At 71.1% G+C, this 17,039-nt stretch carries 12 protein-coding genes; 8 read left to right on the top strand and 4 right to left on the bottom strand.

Annotated elements, in window-relative coordinates; translation table 11 throughout:
* The first annotated feature begins 123 nt into the window (after window positions 1–123).
* From O7617_RS07120 to O7617_RS07110, 3 genes are all read left to right on the top strand, one after another.
* Entirely contained in the window at window positions 124–2,445 is a 2,322-nt protein-coding gene (locus O7617_RS07120) for an EAL domain-containing protein (RefSeq protein ID WP_282262342.1), read from the top strand.
* Window positions 2,446–2,495: 50 nt separating this feature from the next.
* On the top strand, window positions 2,496–3,254 hold the full coding sequence (locus O7617_RS07115) for a MerR family transcriptional regulator (RefSeq protein ID WP_282262340.1): 759 nt from the start codon (window positions 2,496–2,498) through the stop codon (window positions 3,252–3,254).
* Between the two features lie 136 nt (window positions 3,255–3,390).
* On the top strand, window positions 3,391–4,188 hold the full coding sequence (locus tag O7617_RS07110) for a hypothetical protein (protein ID WP_282262338.1): 798 nt from the start codon (window positions 3,391–3,393) through the stop codon (window positions 4,186–4,188).
* Between the two features lie 7 nt (window positions 4,189–4,195).
* Here O7617_RS07110 and O7617_RS07105 read toward each other — a convergent pair whose 3' ends face one another.
* A complete protein-coding gene (locus O7617_RS07105; protein ID WP_282262336.1) occupies window positions 4,196–5,551 on the bottom strand; it encodes a serine hydrolase in 1,356 nt (451 codons plus the stop codon).
* Between the two features lie 158 nt (window positions 5,552–5,709).
* Between O7617_RS07105 and O7617_RS07100 the strand changes: the two genes are divergently transcribed.
* Window positions 5,710–5,994 (top strand): antibiotic biosynthesis monooxygenase, encoded by a 285-nt coding sequence (locus tag O7617_RS07100; protein ID WP_282262333.1) that lies wholly within the window; start codon window positions 5,710–5,712, stop codon window positions 5,992–5,994.
* A 22-nt stretch (window positions 5,995–6,016) separates the two neighbouring features.
* Here O7617_RS07100 and O7617_RS07095 read toward each other — a convergent pair whose 3' ends face one another.
* Window positions 6,017–7,570 (bottom strand): gluconokinase, encoded by a 1,554-nt coding sequence (locus O7617_RS07095; protein WP_282262331.1) that lies wholly within the window; start codon window positions 7,568–7,570, stop codon window positions 6,017–6,019.
* Window positions 7,571–7,740: 170 nt separating this feature from the next.
* Between O7617_RS07095 and O7617_RS07090 the strand changes: the two genes are divergently transcribed.
* The 3 genes from O7617_RS07090 to O7617_RS07080 all read left to right on the top strand — a co-directional run bounded on the left by O7617_RS07090 (window position 7,741) and on the right by O7617_RS07080 (window position 10,771).
* A complete protein-coding gene (locus tag O7617_RS07090) occupies window positions 7,741–8,886 on the top strand; it encodes a hypothetical protein (protein ID WP_282262329.1) in 1,146 nt (381 codons plus the stop codon).
* A gap of 45 nt (window positions 8,887–8,931) precedes the next feature.
* Complete coding sequence (locus tag O7617_RS07085) at window positions 8,932–9,465, top strand: hypothetical protein (protein WP_282262327.1); 534 nt, start codon at window positions 8,932–8,934, stop codon at window positions 9,463–9,465.
* Window positions 9,466–9,559: 94 nt separating this feature from the next.
* Window positions 9,560–10,771, top strand: coding sequence for a hypothetical protein (locus tag O7617_RS07080; protein WP_282262325.1), 1,212 nt, complete (start codon window positions 9,560–9,562; stop codon window positions 10,769–10,771).
* A gap of 22 nt (window positions 10,772–10,793) precedes the next feature.
* Here O7617_RS07080 and O7617_RS07075 read toward each other — a convergent pair whose 3' ends face one another.
* On the bottom strand, window positions 10,794–11,231 hold the full coding sequence (locus tag O7617_RS07075) for a VOC family protein (protein ID WP_282262323.1): 438 nt from the start codon (window positions 11,229–11,231) through the stop codon (window positions 10,794–10,796).
* A 248-nt stretch (window positions 11,232–11,479) separates the two neighbouring features.
* On the opposite strand from O7617_RS07075, the gene O7617_RS07070 reads away from it, so the two are divergent.
* Complete coding sequence (locus O7617_RS07070) at window positions 11,480–13,606, top strand: MMPL family transporter (RefSeq protein ID WP_282262321.1); 2,127 nt, start codon at window positions 11,480–11,482, stop codon at window positions 13,604–13,606.
* Window positions 13,607–13,632: 26 nt separating this feature from the next.
* Here O7617_RS07070 and O7617_RS07065 read toward each other — a convergent pair whose 3' ends face one another.
* Complete coding sequence (locus O7617_RS07065; RefSeq protein ID WP_282262320.1) at window positions 13,633–16,719, bottom strand: DUF3427 domain-containing protein; 3,087 nt, start codon at window positions 16,717–16,719, stop codon at window positions 13,633–13,635.
* Between the last annotated feature and the right edge of the window lie 320 nt (window positions 16,720–17,039).

Raw genomic sequence — 17,039 nt, 5'->3', positions numbered from 1 at the left:
CATCGACGGGCCTGCCGTTCGGCTCTGGCGGGTCATCCGGGCGCTGGCTAGGCTTTGCCAGGTTTGCCGGGACCGGACCTCAGCGTCGAGGGTGCACCACGAGAGAGAGCCGAAGCGTTCGCCGTGTCACCGCAGGACGTGAGCCAGGCCGTCGTGGTGTCGACCCCGTCGGCACCGCCCACGCGTCCCGACCCCGCCGACCGGCGGGTGCCGGCGACGTCCCGGGCGGGCCGTCTCGGCCTGCTCGTCGCCGGCGCGGTTCTGGTCGCGGAGGCGGTCTGGCTGGTCGCCGCCCTGCCGGGTGCCGCGCTCGTCAGTGACCTGGGCGCGATGCTGGTGGCCGGTTGGGCGACGCTCGCCTGCGTCGGGGTGGCCCGTCGGCATCCGGCGCCGCTGCGGCGTTTCTGGACCCTGCTCGCCGTCACGATGGCGCTGGCCGCGCTGGGCCGGGCGATCTGGACGGCGCAGCGCCTCGTCGGGGGCGACCTGCCGCACACGCCGGTGGTCGGGGTGGTCTTCGGCGCCGGCATCCTCACCGGTACGGCCGCGCTGCTCAGCTCGCCGTCGGCGCCCCGCTCGGCGGTCGGCCGGGCCCGGACCCTGCTGGACGGGATCATCGTCGCCCTGGCCCTGGTGCCGATCGCCTGGGTGCTCGTCTACCGCGGGGTCGCCGCTGCCGAGTTGGCCGACACGGCGCGCACGCTGGGGCTGCTCTACCCGATGTTCGACCTGATGCAGCTCACCATCCTGGTCGCGGTGTCCGGCCCGGTCCGACCGATGTGGCGGCCGATGAGCCTGCTCGCGGCGAGCCTCACCATGCGGGTCGTCGCCGACGTCGTCTACGTGTCGCTGGTCGCCCGCGCCGACTACGCCGCCGGTCATCCGATCGACCTGTGCTGGCCGTTGAGTTACCTGCTGATCGGCCTGGCCACCCGCAAGCCGCCGCCGCCGGACTGCGACGGCACCGACGACACCGCCGAGTCTCCGTTACCGCCCTGGTGGCGGGGTGCGTTGCCGTACCTGCCGGTGGGCGGGGCGATCATCGCGGTGGTGCTGGCCCGTCGACCAACCGGGCAGACCCCGCAGCTGGTCTTCGTGACCATGATGGTGTTGCTGGCCGCGCTCGCCGTTCGGCAGGGCCTGGCGGCCAACGAGAACCTGCGGCTGGTGGCCCGGCTGCGCCGACTCGCGTACGACGACCAGCTGACCGGGCTGCCCAACCGCCTGCTGTTCAACCGGAGGCTGCGCCTGGCCCTGCGTGACGGCCGACCGGTGGCCGTGCTGCTGCTCGACCTGGACGGGTTCAAACAGGTCAACGACCGGTTCGGGCACGCCACCGGTGACACCCTGCTGACCGGGCTGGCGGCCCGGATGCGGGCCGCCGTGGACGGCGACGGGACGATCGCCCGCCTCGGCGGTGACGAGTTCGCCGTACTCGTCGACGGCGACGGTCCGGTCGCACCGGAGCGGCTCGCCGAACGGCTGCTGGACGCGCTGCGACCCTCCGACGACGAAGAGGACGTGGGGGTGCACCCGTCGGCGAGCATCGGTATCGCCGAGTTCGGCCCGCAGCACGCCTCCCACACCGACCTGCTGCGCGACGCCGACATCGCCATGTACGCGGCGAAGGCGGCCGGGAAGTCCGCGTACCGGACGTGCACCCCGGCACTGCGTGAGTCGGCGGTGTCCCGCGCCGAGCTGATCGCCGACCTGCGCCGCGCGGTGGACGAGGACCAACTGCACCTGGAGTTCCAACCCATCGTGGACCTGTCCACGGGTGCGGTCCGCAGCGCCGAGGCGCTGGTGCGGTGGCGGCACCCCCGGCTGGGGACGTTGCCACCGGCGAAGTTCCTGCCGTTGGCCGAGGAGACCGGGCTGATCCTGCCGATCGACAGGTGGGTGATCCACGAGGCGTGCCGGGCCGCCGCGACCTGGCGGGGCCGTGCGCCGGAGGCGACCGTCGCGGTGAACATCGCCGCGGCGCACCTGCGTCGCCCGGATCTGATCGCCACTGTCACCTCGGCCGTCAGCGCCGCCGGGTTGGCGCCCCGGGCGTTGACGTTGGAGCTGACCGAGTCGGCGTTGATCGAGGGCACCGAGACGGTGTTGGAGCGGCTGCACCAGCTCCGCGAGCTGGGCATCAGGATCGCCATCGACGACTTCGGCACCGGCTACTCGTCGCTGAGCTACCTGCACCGCATCCCGGCCACCGAGCTGAAGATCGACCGGTCGTTCGTGGCCCGCCTGGGTTCGGACGACCGGGCGTACGCCACGGTGGAGATGGTCACCCGACTGGCCGGCGCGTTCGACCTGGCGGTGGTCGCCGAGGGGGTGGAGACCGAACGCCAGCACGAGGCGGTCACCGCGATCGGCTGCCCGCGTGGTCAGGGCTATCTGTACGGGCGACCGGACGGCGCCGCCACGGTGGGCCAGAATCGGGCTTGACCCTCACGTAGCGGCAGGCGGGAGCCTGGTTCCCGGAAGGGAGGGAACCCATGGCGTACACGGTGGGTCAGGTGGCGAAGCTGGCCGGCGTGACGGTGCGGACGTTGCACCACTACGACGAGGTCGGGCTGCTCTCGCCGAGCGGGCGGACCCCGGCCGGTTACCGCCGCTACGACGACGCGGACCTGCAACGGCTGCAACTCGTCCGGTACTACCGGGAGCTGGGTTTCCCGCTTGAGGAGATCGCCGCGATCATCGACGACCCGGCGGCCGACCCGGCCGCGCACCTGCGCCGGCAGCACGAGCTGCTGACGGTACGGATCAAGCGGTTGCAGGAGATGGTCACGGCGATCGAGTTCGCGATGGAGGCGAGCAAGTTGAACATCCAACTCACCCCGGAGGAGCGGTTCGAGGTCTTCGGTGACTTCGACCCGGAGGCGCACGAGGCCGAGGCGGAGCAGCGGTGGGGGAACACCGACGCGTACCGGGAGTCGAACCGGCGGGTCTCGCGCTACGGCAAGGAGGACTGGCTGCGGATCAAGGCGGAGAACGAGGACTGGGGCCGACGGATCGTCGCGGTGCTGGCCTCGGGCGCCCCGGCGGACAGCCCGGAGGCGATGGACCTGGCCGAGGAGCACCGGCAGATCATCAGCCGCTGGTTCTACGAGTGCTCGTACGAGATCCACACCGGCCTGGCCGACATGTACCTGGCCGACGAGCGGTTCACCGCGCACTACGAGAACATCGCCCCCGGGCTGGCCGCGTACCTGAACGAGGCGATCCACGCCAACGCGATCAGCCGCGCCTGATCGGCCGGGAGGCCGACCCGGAGCACAGCGGCCGGGAGGCCGACCCGGAGCACAGCGACCGGGAGGCCGACCGGAGCACAGCGGCGTGCGGTCCGGCTAGTCTGGCCGGACCGCACCCGCCCCCGGGGAGATGACAGTGCAGAAACCGAAGCTGATCGCCGCCGGTGCCGTCCTCGCCGTGGCGGTGGCCGCCGGGGTGTGGGCTCTGGTCGCCGCGGGCGACGACCCGGACGTGGCTCTGCCGACGGCGTCGGCGGACGCGGCTCGGCCGACGGCGTCGGCGGACGTGGCCGACCCGGTCGGTGTGCTGAAGGCCGCCGCCGCGAAGGCCGACGACCAGCCGTACAAGCTGACGGTGGGCAGCGGCGGCGTGGACGGCGACGCCACGGTGCTGCTCTGGGACCCGACGGCGAAGCGGGGTCTGGAGACCACCTCGCTGAAGGTGCCCACCGGTGTGGTGAAGATCGAGCGGTTGACCACCGGGGCGGACGTGTACGTGCGGGTCACCGCCCCGGACCGCCGCGTACCGGTGTGGGACGGCAAGACCTGGTGGCACGTCGGCACACCGGGCGCGCCGGCGGTCAAGCAGGGCCTGGACAACACCCGACTGGCCAGCACGCTGGGCGCGCCGTCGGGGGTGCGGCAGACCGCCGCGCGGGAGTACGCCGGCACTCTGGACCTGCGCGAGAGCGGCGCGGTGCTGGGCAGCGGGGTCAGCAAGGTGCTCGGTGACCGGGCCGGGGCCGTGCCGTTCACCGCGGCCGTCGACGAGCAGGGGCGGTTGGTCCGCTACCGCATCGAGTTGGCCAGCGAACAGTCGCAGACCGCGCAACTCGACCTGACGTACTCGGACTTCGGCCTGGCCGTGTCGGCCGACCCGCCGGCGGCCGACCTGGTCGGCGAGGATCCGCCGGCGAACATCCCCGGCGCCTGACGCCGGGTCACTCCTCGACCGCCCCGTCGGTGGGGGTGACCAGGAAGTCGTAGACGGTCCGGGCCATCCGGCGGACCGTCTCGTCGCCGGTGGCCATCGGCCCGGCGGTGAGGAACGCGACGGCGGTCTCGGTGCCGGGGATGAGGTAGTAGCCGACGTCGTGGGAGGCGTCCGGCAGGTCACCGGTCTTGTGGGCCACCGGGACGCCCTGTGGCAACGCGGCCGGGATCTTGGTGTTCAGGGTCTGCTCCCGCATGAATCCGATCATCAGGTCGCGGGAGGCCGGGGTGAGGATCTCGCCGTCCCAGACCGCGCCGAGCAGGGACACCACGTCGTCCGGGCTGGTGTAGTTCTCCTCGCCGCGCTGCGCGGCGGCGCTGTCGAGCATCCGGCGGGCCAGGATGGTGGACCGCTGGTTCATCGAGTCGATCAGCGCGTTGACCGGGGCGAACCCGCCCAGGTAGGTGATCAGCACGTTCGCGGCGACGTTGTCGCTGTATTTGATCAGATACTGGGCGAGCCGGTGCAGGCTGACCACCTGCGGGAACGTCTCGAACTGTAACTGCCCGGTGCCGCCCACGACGTCCTCCGGGGTGACCAGCACCCCGTCGTCGAGGGAAACCTGTCCACAGTCGACCCGGCGGAGCAGCTCGACGAGGATCCACAGTTTGATCACGCTGGCGGCCTTGGGCCGGAGCGAGCCGTTGACGGCGATCTGCTGGTCGCCGTACCGACCGGACAGATCCCGGACGGTGACGCCGGCCGGGTTGAGGCTCGCGTCCGCGACGACCCGGGCGAGCTGCCCACTGAGCGGAAAGAGCCGGGCTCCCGCGACCGGGTCGGTGGGCGGCTGCGGGCTGGTGACCACGACACCGGTCAGCTCCACCGGCGGGCGGTGCCGGGGGATCACCTCAAGGGTGCCCTCGCTGCGCCCGACCAGCGGGACTCGGTAGCGGTAGGCGACGCCCCCGACCACGACCGCGCCGCTCGCCACCCCTGCGGCGACCCGCATGGTCGGGTCGGCGACCCGGCCGGTGTCGCCGTCGCAGGCGCGGTAGCGCACCGTGTGCCCGAGCGAGTCCACAGCGAACACCCCGCCGGGAAACGACAACCAGGACACCTCGCTGGTCGGCGCCCGCTCCTGCGTCGGGTCCAGGCCGGGCTCGTGGCCCTCGCTGTCCGCGTACCCCGGCTCGGTCTGCTGCGCCGGGTCCGCGCCGGGCCCGTGGTCCGGGCCGTCCGCGGTGGCCGGCCCGGTCGTCGCGACCACGGCGAGCGCGACCGCCGCCGCCAGCCACTTCAGGGGTACGCGGACAGGGCCCAGCAGCAGGGAAGATGAGCGCCTCTTGTCGCTTTTTCTCACGTTCGCACGATATGAAGCGGCGGGGGCGGGTGGGGTCGCTGGGACGGGGTGTCATCCGTCCGGGCGGCGATGCGCCCAGGATCGACACACCTCAGCTGTATGAATATGACAGTGCCGTATCAGCCGCATCAGTAGCACCCCCATCCAAGGGAGTGGCCATGTTGATCATCGCCGGCAGTCTGCGCGTCGAACCTGACGCGCGCGACGGCTACCTCGCGGAAAGCGCCCAGGTCATCGCGCAGGCGCGCGACACCGCCGGTTGTCTCGACTTCCTGCTCGCCGCCGACCCGCTCGACCCGGGCCGGATCCACATCTACGAACGCTGGGAGTCCCCGGAACAGTTGGCCGCGTTCCGCGGCGCCGGGCCGAGCGACGCCCAGACGGCGGTCATCCTCGACGCCGACGTCCACCGCTACCTGATCTCCGGCGTCGAGGCACCCTGACCGGGTCACCACCGTCGAACGGTCACCTCGGCTTACCGTCCGACGGTTCGGGCTCGGCGGGCAGGCCGGGCGCCATCCGGCGGATCGAGGTGAAGGCGGGCACCAGGGCGTCGTACAGCTCGGCGAAGAGCGGCAGCAGCGACGCGTAGGTGGCCGAGGCGGCTGGATCGGGGCGGATGGTCTCCTCGATCCGCACCAGGTCAGCGGCGACGTCGATGCTGGGGATCAGCCCGAGCGCCTCCATGCCGAGCAGCGCCGCGCCGAAGCTCGACCCCTCGTGGGCGGCCGGGAAGCTCACCGGCATGCCGAGCACGTCGGCGAGCATCTGCCGCCACAGGCCGCTGCGGGCGAACCCGCCACCGGCCCGGATCTCCCGGACCTCGTTGCCGGCCGCCCGCACCGAGCTGAGCACCAACGCGAGCTGCTGACAGACCCCCTCCAGGGCAGCTCGGACCAGATGTTCACGGCGGTGCCCGTGGGTCAGCCCCACGTACGCGCCGCGCGGCAGGGCGCTCCAGTGTGGGGCCCGTTCGCTGTGCAGGTACGGCAGCATGAGGAGCCCGCCCGAACCGGCCGGCGCGCGCGCGGCGAGGGCCACCAGGTCCTCCTCGGAGTGCTCGCCCAGATCCGGGGCGAGCGCCGCACCGGCCCACTTGAGCACGATGCCGCCGTTGTTGATGGCACCCCCGACCGCCCAGCGTTGCTCGGTCAGCGCGTAGCAGAAGACCCCGCCGAGCGGGTCCACGCCGGGCCGTTCGACCATCACCCGCATCGCCCCGCTGGTGCCGATCGAGCAGGCCACCATGCCGGGGTGCACCGCGCCCAGACCCAGGTTCGCCAGCGGCCCGTCGCCGGCGCCGACCACCACCGGCGTGCGCTGCGGCAGGCCGGTCTCGGAAGCGGCCTGCGGCGTGAGGTCGGGCAGCACGGCGGTGGTGGCGACCAGTCGGGGGAGTTTGTCAGCGGTGATGCCGGCGATGCTCAGCGCCTCGCTGTCCCACTCCAACCTGTGGATGTCCAGCAGGCCGGTGGCCGACGCGATCGAGTGGTCGGTGACCAGCGTGCCGCAGAGTCGCAGCAGCACCCAGTCCTTGATGCCCACCCAGTGCGTGACCTTCTCGAAGAGCTTCGGCTCCTGCTCGGCGAACCAGAGCAGCTTGGGCAGCGGTGACATCGGGTGCATGGGCGTGCCGGTGCGCCGGTGCAGGGCCAGCCCGGACGGCACCGCCCGCAACCGCTCGGCCTGCCGCGTCGAGCGTGAGTCGGCCCATGTCAGCGACGGGGTGAGCGGGTTGCCGTCCGCATCAAGCCCGATCAGGCTGTGCATGGCGGAGCTGAACGACAGCCCGGCCACCGGCTGGACCAGCTCGGCCACGACGATGCTGATCGACCTGAGCACCGCGTCGAGGATGAGCTGCGGGTCCTGCTCGGCGTAGCCGGGTTGCGGGTCGTCCAGCGGGTAGCCGAGCGAGTGACTGCCGAGCTGCTTGCCATCGGTGTCGTACGCGACGGCCTTGGTGCTGGTGGTGCCGATGTCGACCCCGATCACGACCCCCGGCACGGTGACTGGCGGCACGACCGTCACCCCCTCGGAGAACGTGAACGCCGGCAACCAGTATCGCCCTATCGTGCGGGATGCTCCGCCGATCGGGTACTTTGCCCGTTTCGGCGTGTCCGAGCGCCACGCCGCCCCGGTTAGACCTCGTGACAACCCAGATTGGTGGTCTGCGCGGCGAAGGAGTCGGCGTGGCAAAAACTGATTCGACGGGTTCCACATGGCGGTACCGGTGGGCGCACCGGCAGAACGTGCGGCGGGTCAGCACGTACCGCGGTGCCGAGGCGGCGTGGCGGCGACGCGCCGACGAGTTACGGCGACTACGCGCCCTGGCCGCCGACTTCCAGGGCTCGGCAGCGGCCGGTGCCGGGCTGCCCCTGGAGTTGGCCGCCGACGAGGTGGTCCTCTGGGTACTGCCCGCCGCGCAACTGATCGAGGTACGCCACACCACGGTCCTTCCCGCGCCGGACCTCACGATCGCCCGGTCGGCCGGGCCGCTGCGCCCGCGCCGCCCCGACGGCGTACGCGTCATCGACGCCGGCATGGCCGTGATCACCAGCCGACGACTGGTGCTGCTCGGCGGTCGCGGCCGGCGCGACTGGGCGTACGGCCGGATGACCGGTCTCGCCCACGACCCGACGGCGCCGGTCACGCTGATCCAGGTGCTCGACCGGCGGGACACCTCCGGGTTGCTGTTGCCCGTCGACGCCGCGGCGGACTTCCGGTTCAAGCTGACCCTGGCCTTCGCCGACGCGATCGAACAACGCGCGGCGGTGCTCACCCAACTCGACGAGCTGATCGCCGAACACGCCCAGCTCAAGCCGTTCCGCCCGGCGGTGGCCACGCCGGGGCAGGCCCGGCTGTCGTCGTTCGTGCCGGGCGGCCGACGAACCATCGCGGTGGCGGCCGCCGTCGCCTTGCTGGTACCGGCGGCGCTGATCGAGTCGAACCCGTCCGACCCGACGGAGGTCGCCGTCGCCGCCACCCCGGCGCCCACGGTCGGCGTGACGTCCACGCCGAGCCGCCCGGCGACCCCGGGGCTCGCGTTGAAGCCCCCGTCGCCGAAGCCGACGACGTCACCACGCCCGTCGCCCAGCACGACGACCCAGGGGCCGCGCTGCGGGGCGCCGGAGAACCCACTGGGGTACGACTTCTGCGGCGGGACCCGGATCCGCAAACCGGCGGCCGAGGTGTGCGACTGGTTCGACTGCGTACCGCAGTTCTGGGCCGGTCGGGGTTACCTGGTGCAGTGCCGCGACGGTGCGGTCAGCCTCACCGGCGGCCGGTCCAACGCCTGCGCGGAGCACCGAGGCGTTCGGAGAGCGGTTACCAAGTGACCGATTTAGGGGTCTAAGTCCGCTTTGATCGGCCAGAATGATCGAGTGGAGATCCGGTCTGACGATGGCGCACGGGTGCGGATACGCCCCGTCGGCTACCAGCCCGGCATCGATCCACCCGACGACCCCGACGGGGCCACGCCCGGCTGGCACGACTGGCTGCTCATCGAGGTCGACGCCCGTACCTCCGACGGTCAGACCTGGTCACACCACTACCCGAGCCTGATGGTCGAGGAGGCCCGCGCGCTCGGCGGCTGGCTGCACGGCCAGGCCGCCGCCGCCCTCGGGCCGAGCGCGCCACCGGCGCTGGTCCGCTTCACCGAACCCAACCTGGCCCTGCGCACCCGGGTGCTCCGTCGTCGCCGGCTGGAACTGATCGTGGAGTTCTCCGCCGAGTCACTGCCCCCATGGATGCGCCGCCCGTCCAGCGCCATCTACCCGCTGATCCTCACCGTCTCCGCGGACGCCCTCGCCACCGCCGCCGAACACTGGACCGAGCACTGCGAGGCGTACCCGCCACGAACCCGGTCGCGGTTCCCGGTCCGCGACCCGATGACCGACCGCCGCCGGGCCGGCTGATCACCTGCAATTCTCTCCTTTCGGGCGCAACGGGATGCATCGATCCTGCTCGCGTTCCCTGTCACGTACGCGAGCGGTTGTAACGCATGTGAACGTGACCTCTGTGGCCTGCGCCCCCTGGCGGATCGCCTGGGCCGAGCGCGAGAACGAGCGCCGGCAGCGCGCGTACCGCGACGCCACCGCCGCCTGGCGACGCCGCGACGACCACCTGGCCCGGCTCCGCGTCGAAGCCGCCGGCTTCCTCGGGTGTACGCAGCCCCGCACCGGCCTTCCGGTGGACCTCGCCGACGACGAACTCGTCTTCCGCGTCCTCCCCGTCGCCACGCTGGTCGAGGCCGAGGCGCGGCACGTCCCCGGCCTACCCACCCCGGGCGGCTCCTGTTCCTTCGCTGAGGCCTGGTCCGAGGCCCTGCCGCCGGGCCTACGGGCCGTCGACACCGGTATGGCCGTCGTGACCAGTCACCGGGTCGCCTTCGGCGGGCGTGAGCACCGGCGCGAGTGGCGGTACGAGGATCTGGTCGGCCCCGCCCACCACCCCGACACCCCGTTCACCCTGCTGCCCGACCACAGTCGACTCTCCGGGCTGCTCGTCCCCGCCAACGCCGCGGTGAACTTCCGCTTCTACCTCACGCTCGCTGTCGCTACGGATCGCGCGGCCGTCCTGGCGCAGGTCGACGCGCAGCTGGCCGCGCACCGGGCAACCCGGCCTGCGCCTCCCGTACCGGCGGAACCCGACGACGCGCCCCTGACGGCGGTACGCCCCGACCGGCGGGCGCTCGGTGCCGCGGCCATCGCGGCGGTGGTGTTCGCGACGGTCGGCCCCGGCGCCCTCGGCCCGGACCCGCACCTGTCGGGGTCCGAGCCCGTGCCGCTGGCGGAGACCATCGCCCTGAACGTGCCGAGGGCCGGAGTAGTCCTCGTTCCGACCGTTCCCGTCGGGCCGGTGGCGCCCCGGTCGCGGGTCGGTTCGGCCGACAGCGCCGTCTGGAGCCCGCCACGCGCCCCGGCCGCCCGGCCGTCGGCTAGGGCAGCCGTCTCCAGAGTGGTGTCACCTGCCGTCACGGTGGCCGAAGCGCCGGCAGTCACCCCGTCGGTCGCCCCTGCTCCGTCGCCCAGCTCGGTGCCGACCCCTGGGCCCACCACGGAACTGTCCACGTCAGCCGTCCCGACGCCGCCCGTCACGTCGACCTCTCCGACGCCGACCCCCACCGCGACGCCGTCGCCGAACTCGCTGCTGGCGGTCTGCCTGGATCCTCTGCAACTGCCGTTGCTGGACCCGCTGCTCTGCCCGCCTCCGACGCCCTGATCCGTGTTCGCGCCTGCGCAGCTCAGCCCATGGCGCTGAAGTCAGGGACGGTAAGGGTGCCGTCGTCCGCGAGAGCGAAACCGGGATTCCACGCGATCTCCCAGACGTGCCCGTCCAGGTCGGCGAAGTAGCCCGCGTAGCCGCCGTAGAAGGTCTCCCGGGCCGGTTTGGTCACCGTGGCACCAGCCTTGGTCGCCGTGGCGATGATCTCGTCCACCTCTTCGCGCGATCGGACGTTCTGGGCGAGGGCCATCCCGCCGAAGCCATCGGTGCCCGAGTCGGCGATGCCCGCGTCGTCGGCGAGTTTGTCGCGGCCCCAGAGGACGACCGCCAGGCCGCCGGCCTGGATGAAGACCGTCTCCTCGACCTCCTGGCCCCGCCAGCCGAGCTGCTCGTAGAACGCCTTCGCGCGCGCCAGGTCGCTGACGCCGAGGGTGATCAGGCTGATCCGCTGCTCCATGCCCCCAACCTAGTGCGTGATCAGTCGCCGGGTGTGGTACCCGGACGGCTGCCCGGTCATCGGCAGCGAGGCTGAAAAGCACGCGCCTGACACTCCCGTGCGTCCGAAAAGGATTAGGCCGTGACGGTACGCTGCACATCGGTAGCGCAGGGTGGTGATCGGGGCGTCTGTGGGCGCCTCGGCCACCAGACGTCGGTTGTGCCGGAATCACGGGGGGAACCATGTTCGAGCGGCTGGGCAGATTCGTCGTGGGCAGAGCGTGGTGGGTGATCGCCGGTTGGGTGGTCGCGGCAGCCGCCATCATCCTCACCACACCGTCCCTGAGCGACATCACCTCCGCCGACCAGGAGAGCTTCCTGCCTCGCTCCTACGAGTCGGTGCAGGCCACCGAGCTGGGGCAGAAGGCGTTCCCGCAGCAGGCCACCGCGACGGCGACCATCGTGGTCAAGCGCGCCGACGGGCAGAAACTCACGTCGGCGGACGAGGCGAAGGTGGGCCAGCTCGCCCAGTCGCTCAAGGCCAAGAACATCCCGCGCACGTCCGGCTACCTGACCGGCCCGCCCGCGGTCGCACCGGACAAGTCGGTGCAGATCATTAATGTCGGGCTCGACGCCCCCACCCCCGACGACCCGGCACTGCTCGACGCCGTGCGCGACCTGCGCGCGGACATCGGCCCGGAGTTGGCGAACAGTGGGCTGACCGCGGGCGTGGCCGGTGACGTGGCGAGCTTCGTCGACAACGAAGACACCTTCAACGACGCCTTCGCCGTGGTCGGCGTCGCGACGATCATCCTCATCATCGGACTGATCCTCGTCATCTTCCGCAGCCCCATCGCGGCGCTGCTGCCCGTGGTGGTCGTCGGCGTCGTCCTGAGCATCACGACGGGTCTCGTCGCCGCCGCGGGCAAGGCATTCGACCTCAGTGTCAGCCAGGATCTGCAGACGATCTTGTTGATCGTGCTTTTCGGCATCGGCACCGACTACATCCTGTTCCTGCTTTTCCGCTACCGGGAGCGGCTGCGCGCCGGCGACGACAAGCGCACCGCGATGATCGTCACCGTCCAGCGGGTCGGCGAGGTCATCACCTCGGCCGCCGGAGCGGTCATCGTCGCGTTCCTCGTGCTGCTCCTCGCCTCGCTGGGCTTCTTCGGCTCCCTCGGTCCGGCGCTCGCGATCGCGGTCGGCGTCATGCTGGTCACCTCGCTCACCCTCATCCCGGCGGTCGTCTCCCTGCTCGGCCGGTACGTCTTCTGGCCCTCGAAGGCGTGGCAGCGTGCGCCCAAGGCCACCATCTGGCACCGGCTCGGCAACACCGTCGGGCGCCGGCCGGCGCTTGTCGCGGCGGCCTCCGGCGTTCTCCTGGTCGCGCTCGCCGCAGGCGTGCTCGGCTACAAGGCCGACTACGACTTCAGCGCCGGCTTCCCACAGGACACCGAGTCGGCGAAGGCCGCACAGGACCTACAGCGCGGGTTCGCCGCCGGTGCGCTCGCCCCTACCGAGGTCTACCTGACCACCAGCAACGGGTCGCCGCTGAACGAGCAGCAGGTCAACGACTTCGCGGCGGCCGTGGCGAAAGCCCCGGGTGTGGGCCAGGCGCAGCCCCCGGAGCGCAGCACCGACCCGAGTGTGGCCCGGGTCAACCTGCTGCTCAACGAGAACCCGGTCTCCAACGAGGCGATCACCCTCGTCCGCGACGACCTGCGCGGTGTCGTGCACGCGGCGGCCCCGCCGGGCACCCGGGCACTGGTCGGCGGGACCACCGCGATCTTCGCGGACATCAACTCGGCCAACAACCGCGACCTGTCGGTGATCCTGCCGGTCGCGGCCGGCCTGATCGCGCTCATCCTCGCGCTGCTGCTGCGCAGTCTGGTCGCGCCGATCTACCTCGTGATAGCGGTGCTGCTCAACTTCGCCGCCACGCTGGGCGCCACTGTCTACCTCTTCCAAGGGCTGCAGGGCGAGCCCGGTGTCACCTTCCAGCTGCCGATCATCCTCTACCTCTTCGTGGTGGCGATCGGGACCGACTACAACATCCTGATGATCGCCCGACTACGCGAGGAAGCGCGGGAGGGACACGAGCCGCACCAGGCCGCCGCCATCGGGGTCGAACACGCCGGCCCGACGGTCGCGGCGGCAGGCTTGATCCTGGCCGGGACGTTCGCGGTGCTGCTGCTAGCCCCGATCTCGTTCCTGCAGCAGATGGGCTTCGCGGTGGCGATCGGCATCGTACTGTCGGCGTTCGTCATGTCGATGTTCTTCGTGCCGGCGCTGACCGCGCTGATCGGGCACAAGGCGTGGTGGCCGGGCCACGGCGACGAGCGACCGCCAGGCGGGCCGCACGTCCCGCCGGATCCGGAGGCCATGGCGAAGGGGTAGCCGGGCGAGCGGACGGACGGCCGATATCAGGCGGCGATGGCCCGAGCTGCGGCGTACATGTCGGCGGGCAGCGCGTGGTGCAGCTTCCAGAGGATGCGCATGGGTCGGTCGCCGGTGTGCTCCTGGTACGTCATCGGCCCCGCGTAGAGGTACGGCGGCGCGCCCAGGTCGCGGTCGGGGATCCGGGTTTCCCGGACGAAGAGGTGCACTGTCGACCCGCCCGACGTGTAGCGCTGCCCGGTCGCTGACGCCGACGAGGTGGTGCTCTGCGACTCCCACTGGAAGAGGGTGTCGGTGATGGCCCGGTCGGCGTACATGGTGGTGGGGGAGTAGTGCGCCTCCGACTTGACGAGGGTGACGAAGAACAGGTCCGCCCGCTCCGACTCAAGCCACTTCACGCCCTCCCGCAGCGACCCCGGGTTCGGCATTCCGAACGCCGCACATGCCTCGTTGCGGCTGTACCGGGCGTGCACCCGCAACGGCACCGCCCCCGGCGTGAGGGTGGGGGTGACCCGGTGGATGCGGTCCCGCAGCACCTCGGCGACCTGCCGCAACTCGGCACAGCGAGCCGGTTCCTTCCACAGCCGTGCCAGCCGTTCGTCCCGCCCGGCGAGGGGTGCGCTCGGTCCCCAGAGGCTGAAGTGCAACATGTCCAGCAGTCGGCCGCTGCCCGCGTACACCTGCTGAGCTGGCGCGGGCGGTCCGGCCGCGACCCGGGTCAGCAGCTCCAGCCGGTCCACGTCGTCGGTGTGCAGCATGCGCCCGATGGCGCGGCCCAACTCCCGGTCGTCCGGGCCCGGCGTGGACGTCTCGATGCCGGCGAGCCGGCGCAGGCCGGTCCAGCCACCGATGCTGGCCGACCGGTATACGTCCTCGATCTCCAGGCCGGTCTCGCGGAGGAACGTGGCGAGGCTGACATCACCGAGGTGCCGCAGCTCGGACACCAGGCCGGCCTTCGAGGTGGGCAGTGCCGACCGCAGGTTGGCGAGCACGACCTCCTTGGCCACCCGGTCCAGCTCGACGTGGCACCCGCTCGGCAGGTTCGGGAAGTCATCCCGTACCGCCTCGGCGATCGCTCGCCGACTCACCCCGGTCAGGGCACGCCAGCGCAGGTCGAACCGGAAGTTGGCGTTCTGCCCGCCGATGAAGTCCAGAACGGTGAGACAGGGCTTGCCGTCGTCTAGCCGCAGACCACGGCCGAGCTGTTGCAGGAAGATCGTGGCGCTCTCGGTGGGCCGCAGCATCAGGATCGTGTCGACCATCGGCAGGTCGACGCCCTCGTTGAACAGGTCCACTGTGAAGAGGACCCGCAGCTTGCCGGCCTTGAAGTCTCGCAGCATCCCTTTCTGCGTCAGGCGGTCGGCCCCGGAGGTCACCGCTGCGGACGGTACGCCGTGGTCGTTGAACCACCTGGCCATGAACTCGGCGTGCCCGATGCTCACGCAGAACCCGAGCGCCCGCATCCGCCCGACGTCGACCTTGTCGCTGACCGCGCGCAACACCGACCGCGCCCGGGCGTGGTTGCCGGTGTACACGACGTCCAGCTCCGCCGGGTCGTAGCCCTGGCCGCGCTTCCAGGCGAGGTGCGACAGGTCCACGTCGTCGTGCAGCCCGAAGTACTGGAACGGCGACAACAACTGCCGCTCCAACGCGTCCCACAGGTGCAGCTCAACCGCCGCGCGGCCGTCGAACCACCGGCGCACGTCGCCGCCGTCGGCGCGGTCGGGGGTCGCCGTCAATCCGAGGAGTACGCGGGGACGCAGCCGCTCCAACAGCCGCGTGTACGTCGGCGCCTCCGCGTGGTGGAACTCGTCCACGATCACCATGTCGTACGCCTCGGGGTGGACCTCCCGGCGGTGCAGCGACTGGATGGAGGCGAAGACGTGCTTCCAGCCGTTGGGCTTCTCGCCCGCGACAAGCGTCTCGCCGAAGCTGCCGTCGCCCATGACCTGCCGGAACGTCGACAGGCTCTGCCGCAGGATCTGCTCCTGATGGGCCACGAAGAGCAGCGAGTCTGTTCGTCCCGCCTTGTGCAACCGGCGGTAGTCGAGGGCTGCGACCACGGTCTTGCCGGTGCCGGTCGCCATCACGACGAGGTTGTGCCAGCGGCCGTGCACCAGCCGCTCGGCGTCCAGGTCGGCCAGGATCTCCGCCTGATACGGGTACGGGCGCACGTCCAGATTCGAGATCTCGGTAGGCGCGTCGATGCGGCGCTCCCCGGTGAGCGCCTGCCGTAGCCGCTCGGCATCCCTGGCCACGTCGTACGCCTCGAACGCCGGATCGTTCCAGTAGTCCTCGAACGTCGCCGTGAACGTGTCGATGACGTGCGGCTGCTCGATGTTCGAGATGCGGACGTTCCACTCCACGCCGTCGACCAGCGCGGCCTTCGACAGGTTGGACGAGCCGACGTACGCGGTGGTGGTGCCGTTGGTCCGGCGGAACAGCCACGCCTTGGCGTGCAGGCGGGTGGTCCGCGTCTCGTAGGACACCTTGACCTCCGCGCCCAGCTCCTTGAGCCGGTCGAGTGCCCGTTGATCGGTGGCACCGAGGTAGGTGGTGGTGATGACCCGGACCGTGCCACCCCGGGCGATCAACTCCCGGATGGGCTTCTCCACGATGCGCAGGCCGTACCACTTGATGAACGCGCAGAGCAGATCGACGCTCTCGGCCGAGGCCATCTCGTGGTTGACCTCGTGGCCGATGCGGGGCTGGTGGCGGCCGTTGACCAGCAGCGCGCCGGTGGAGAGCGGTGTGCTCGGGCGGTCTGGGAACGCTGGTAGCGCGGGCGGGATTGGCGGGGCGGCGATGGCGTGGAGCAGGTGCTTCGCGTCGGTCACCTGGTCTTGATCCGTTGCGGCCTTCGGGCTCAGCTCGGCGATCGCGTCGGCGATCCGGTTCGCCATCTCGACCTGGTGGTGGAGCTTGTCGTCGCCGTTGGGGAGGGCTTGCAGGGCTCTCGCTGCCAGGGTGGCGATGTGGCGGGCGAGGGTCGTGTGCGCGTCGGCGGGGTCGAGTTTGTGGTGCTGGATCAGGGCGGGATCGACGTGCTGAAGACGATCGGCCAGCTCACGAGTGATCAGATGCTCGTAAAGCCCTCGCTCAAGATCCGTCATCCGAGCAAGATAGCTGCCGCATCGAGTTATGAGCGTTCCTGATCTGGCGGAAGGGTTGTAGGTGTCACATATTAGACAGTCGCATTTACCGACCGGGCAGACTCCGTAATCCCCTCGCAGCAAGTCTCGGGATGAACGGCGATCGCGGTTACTAGGTGCCGCAGCTCTCTTGGCAACAGGCTGCAACGTTGCGTCGGCTCCTGGTGCGAAGGTGATGCGCCGGTAATGACCTTTATGTACCGGTCAGTCACCCAGGACAGTAATGCTTGCCCCTAACCGTTAGCCTCGCGGGGTGCCGGGGTGCTGAGTGACACCGCATG

The organism is Micromonospora sp. WMMD1155 (assembly GCF_029581275.1).
Classification (GTDB): Bacteria; Actinomycetota; Actinomycetes; order Mycobacteriales; family Micromonosporaceae; genus Micromonospora.
Note: the sequence above shows the minus strand (reverse complement) of the source record. Positions and strands in the feature narration are given on the sequence as shown.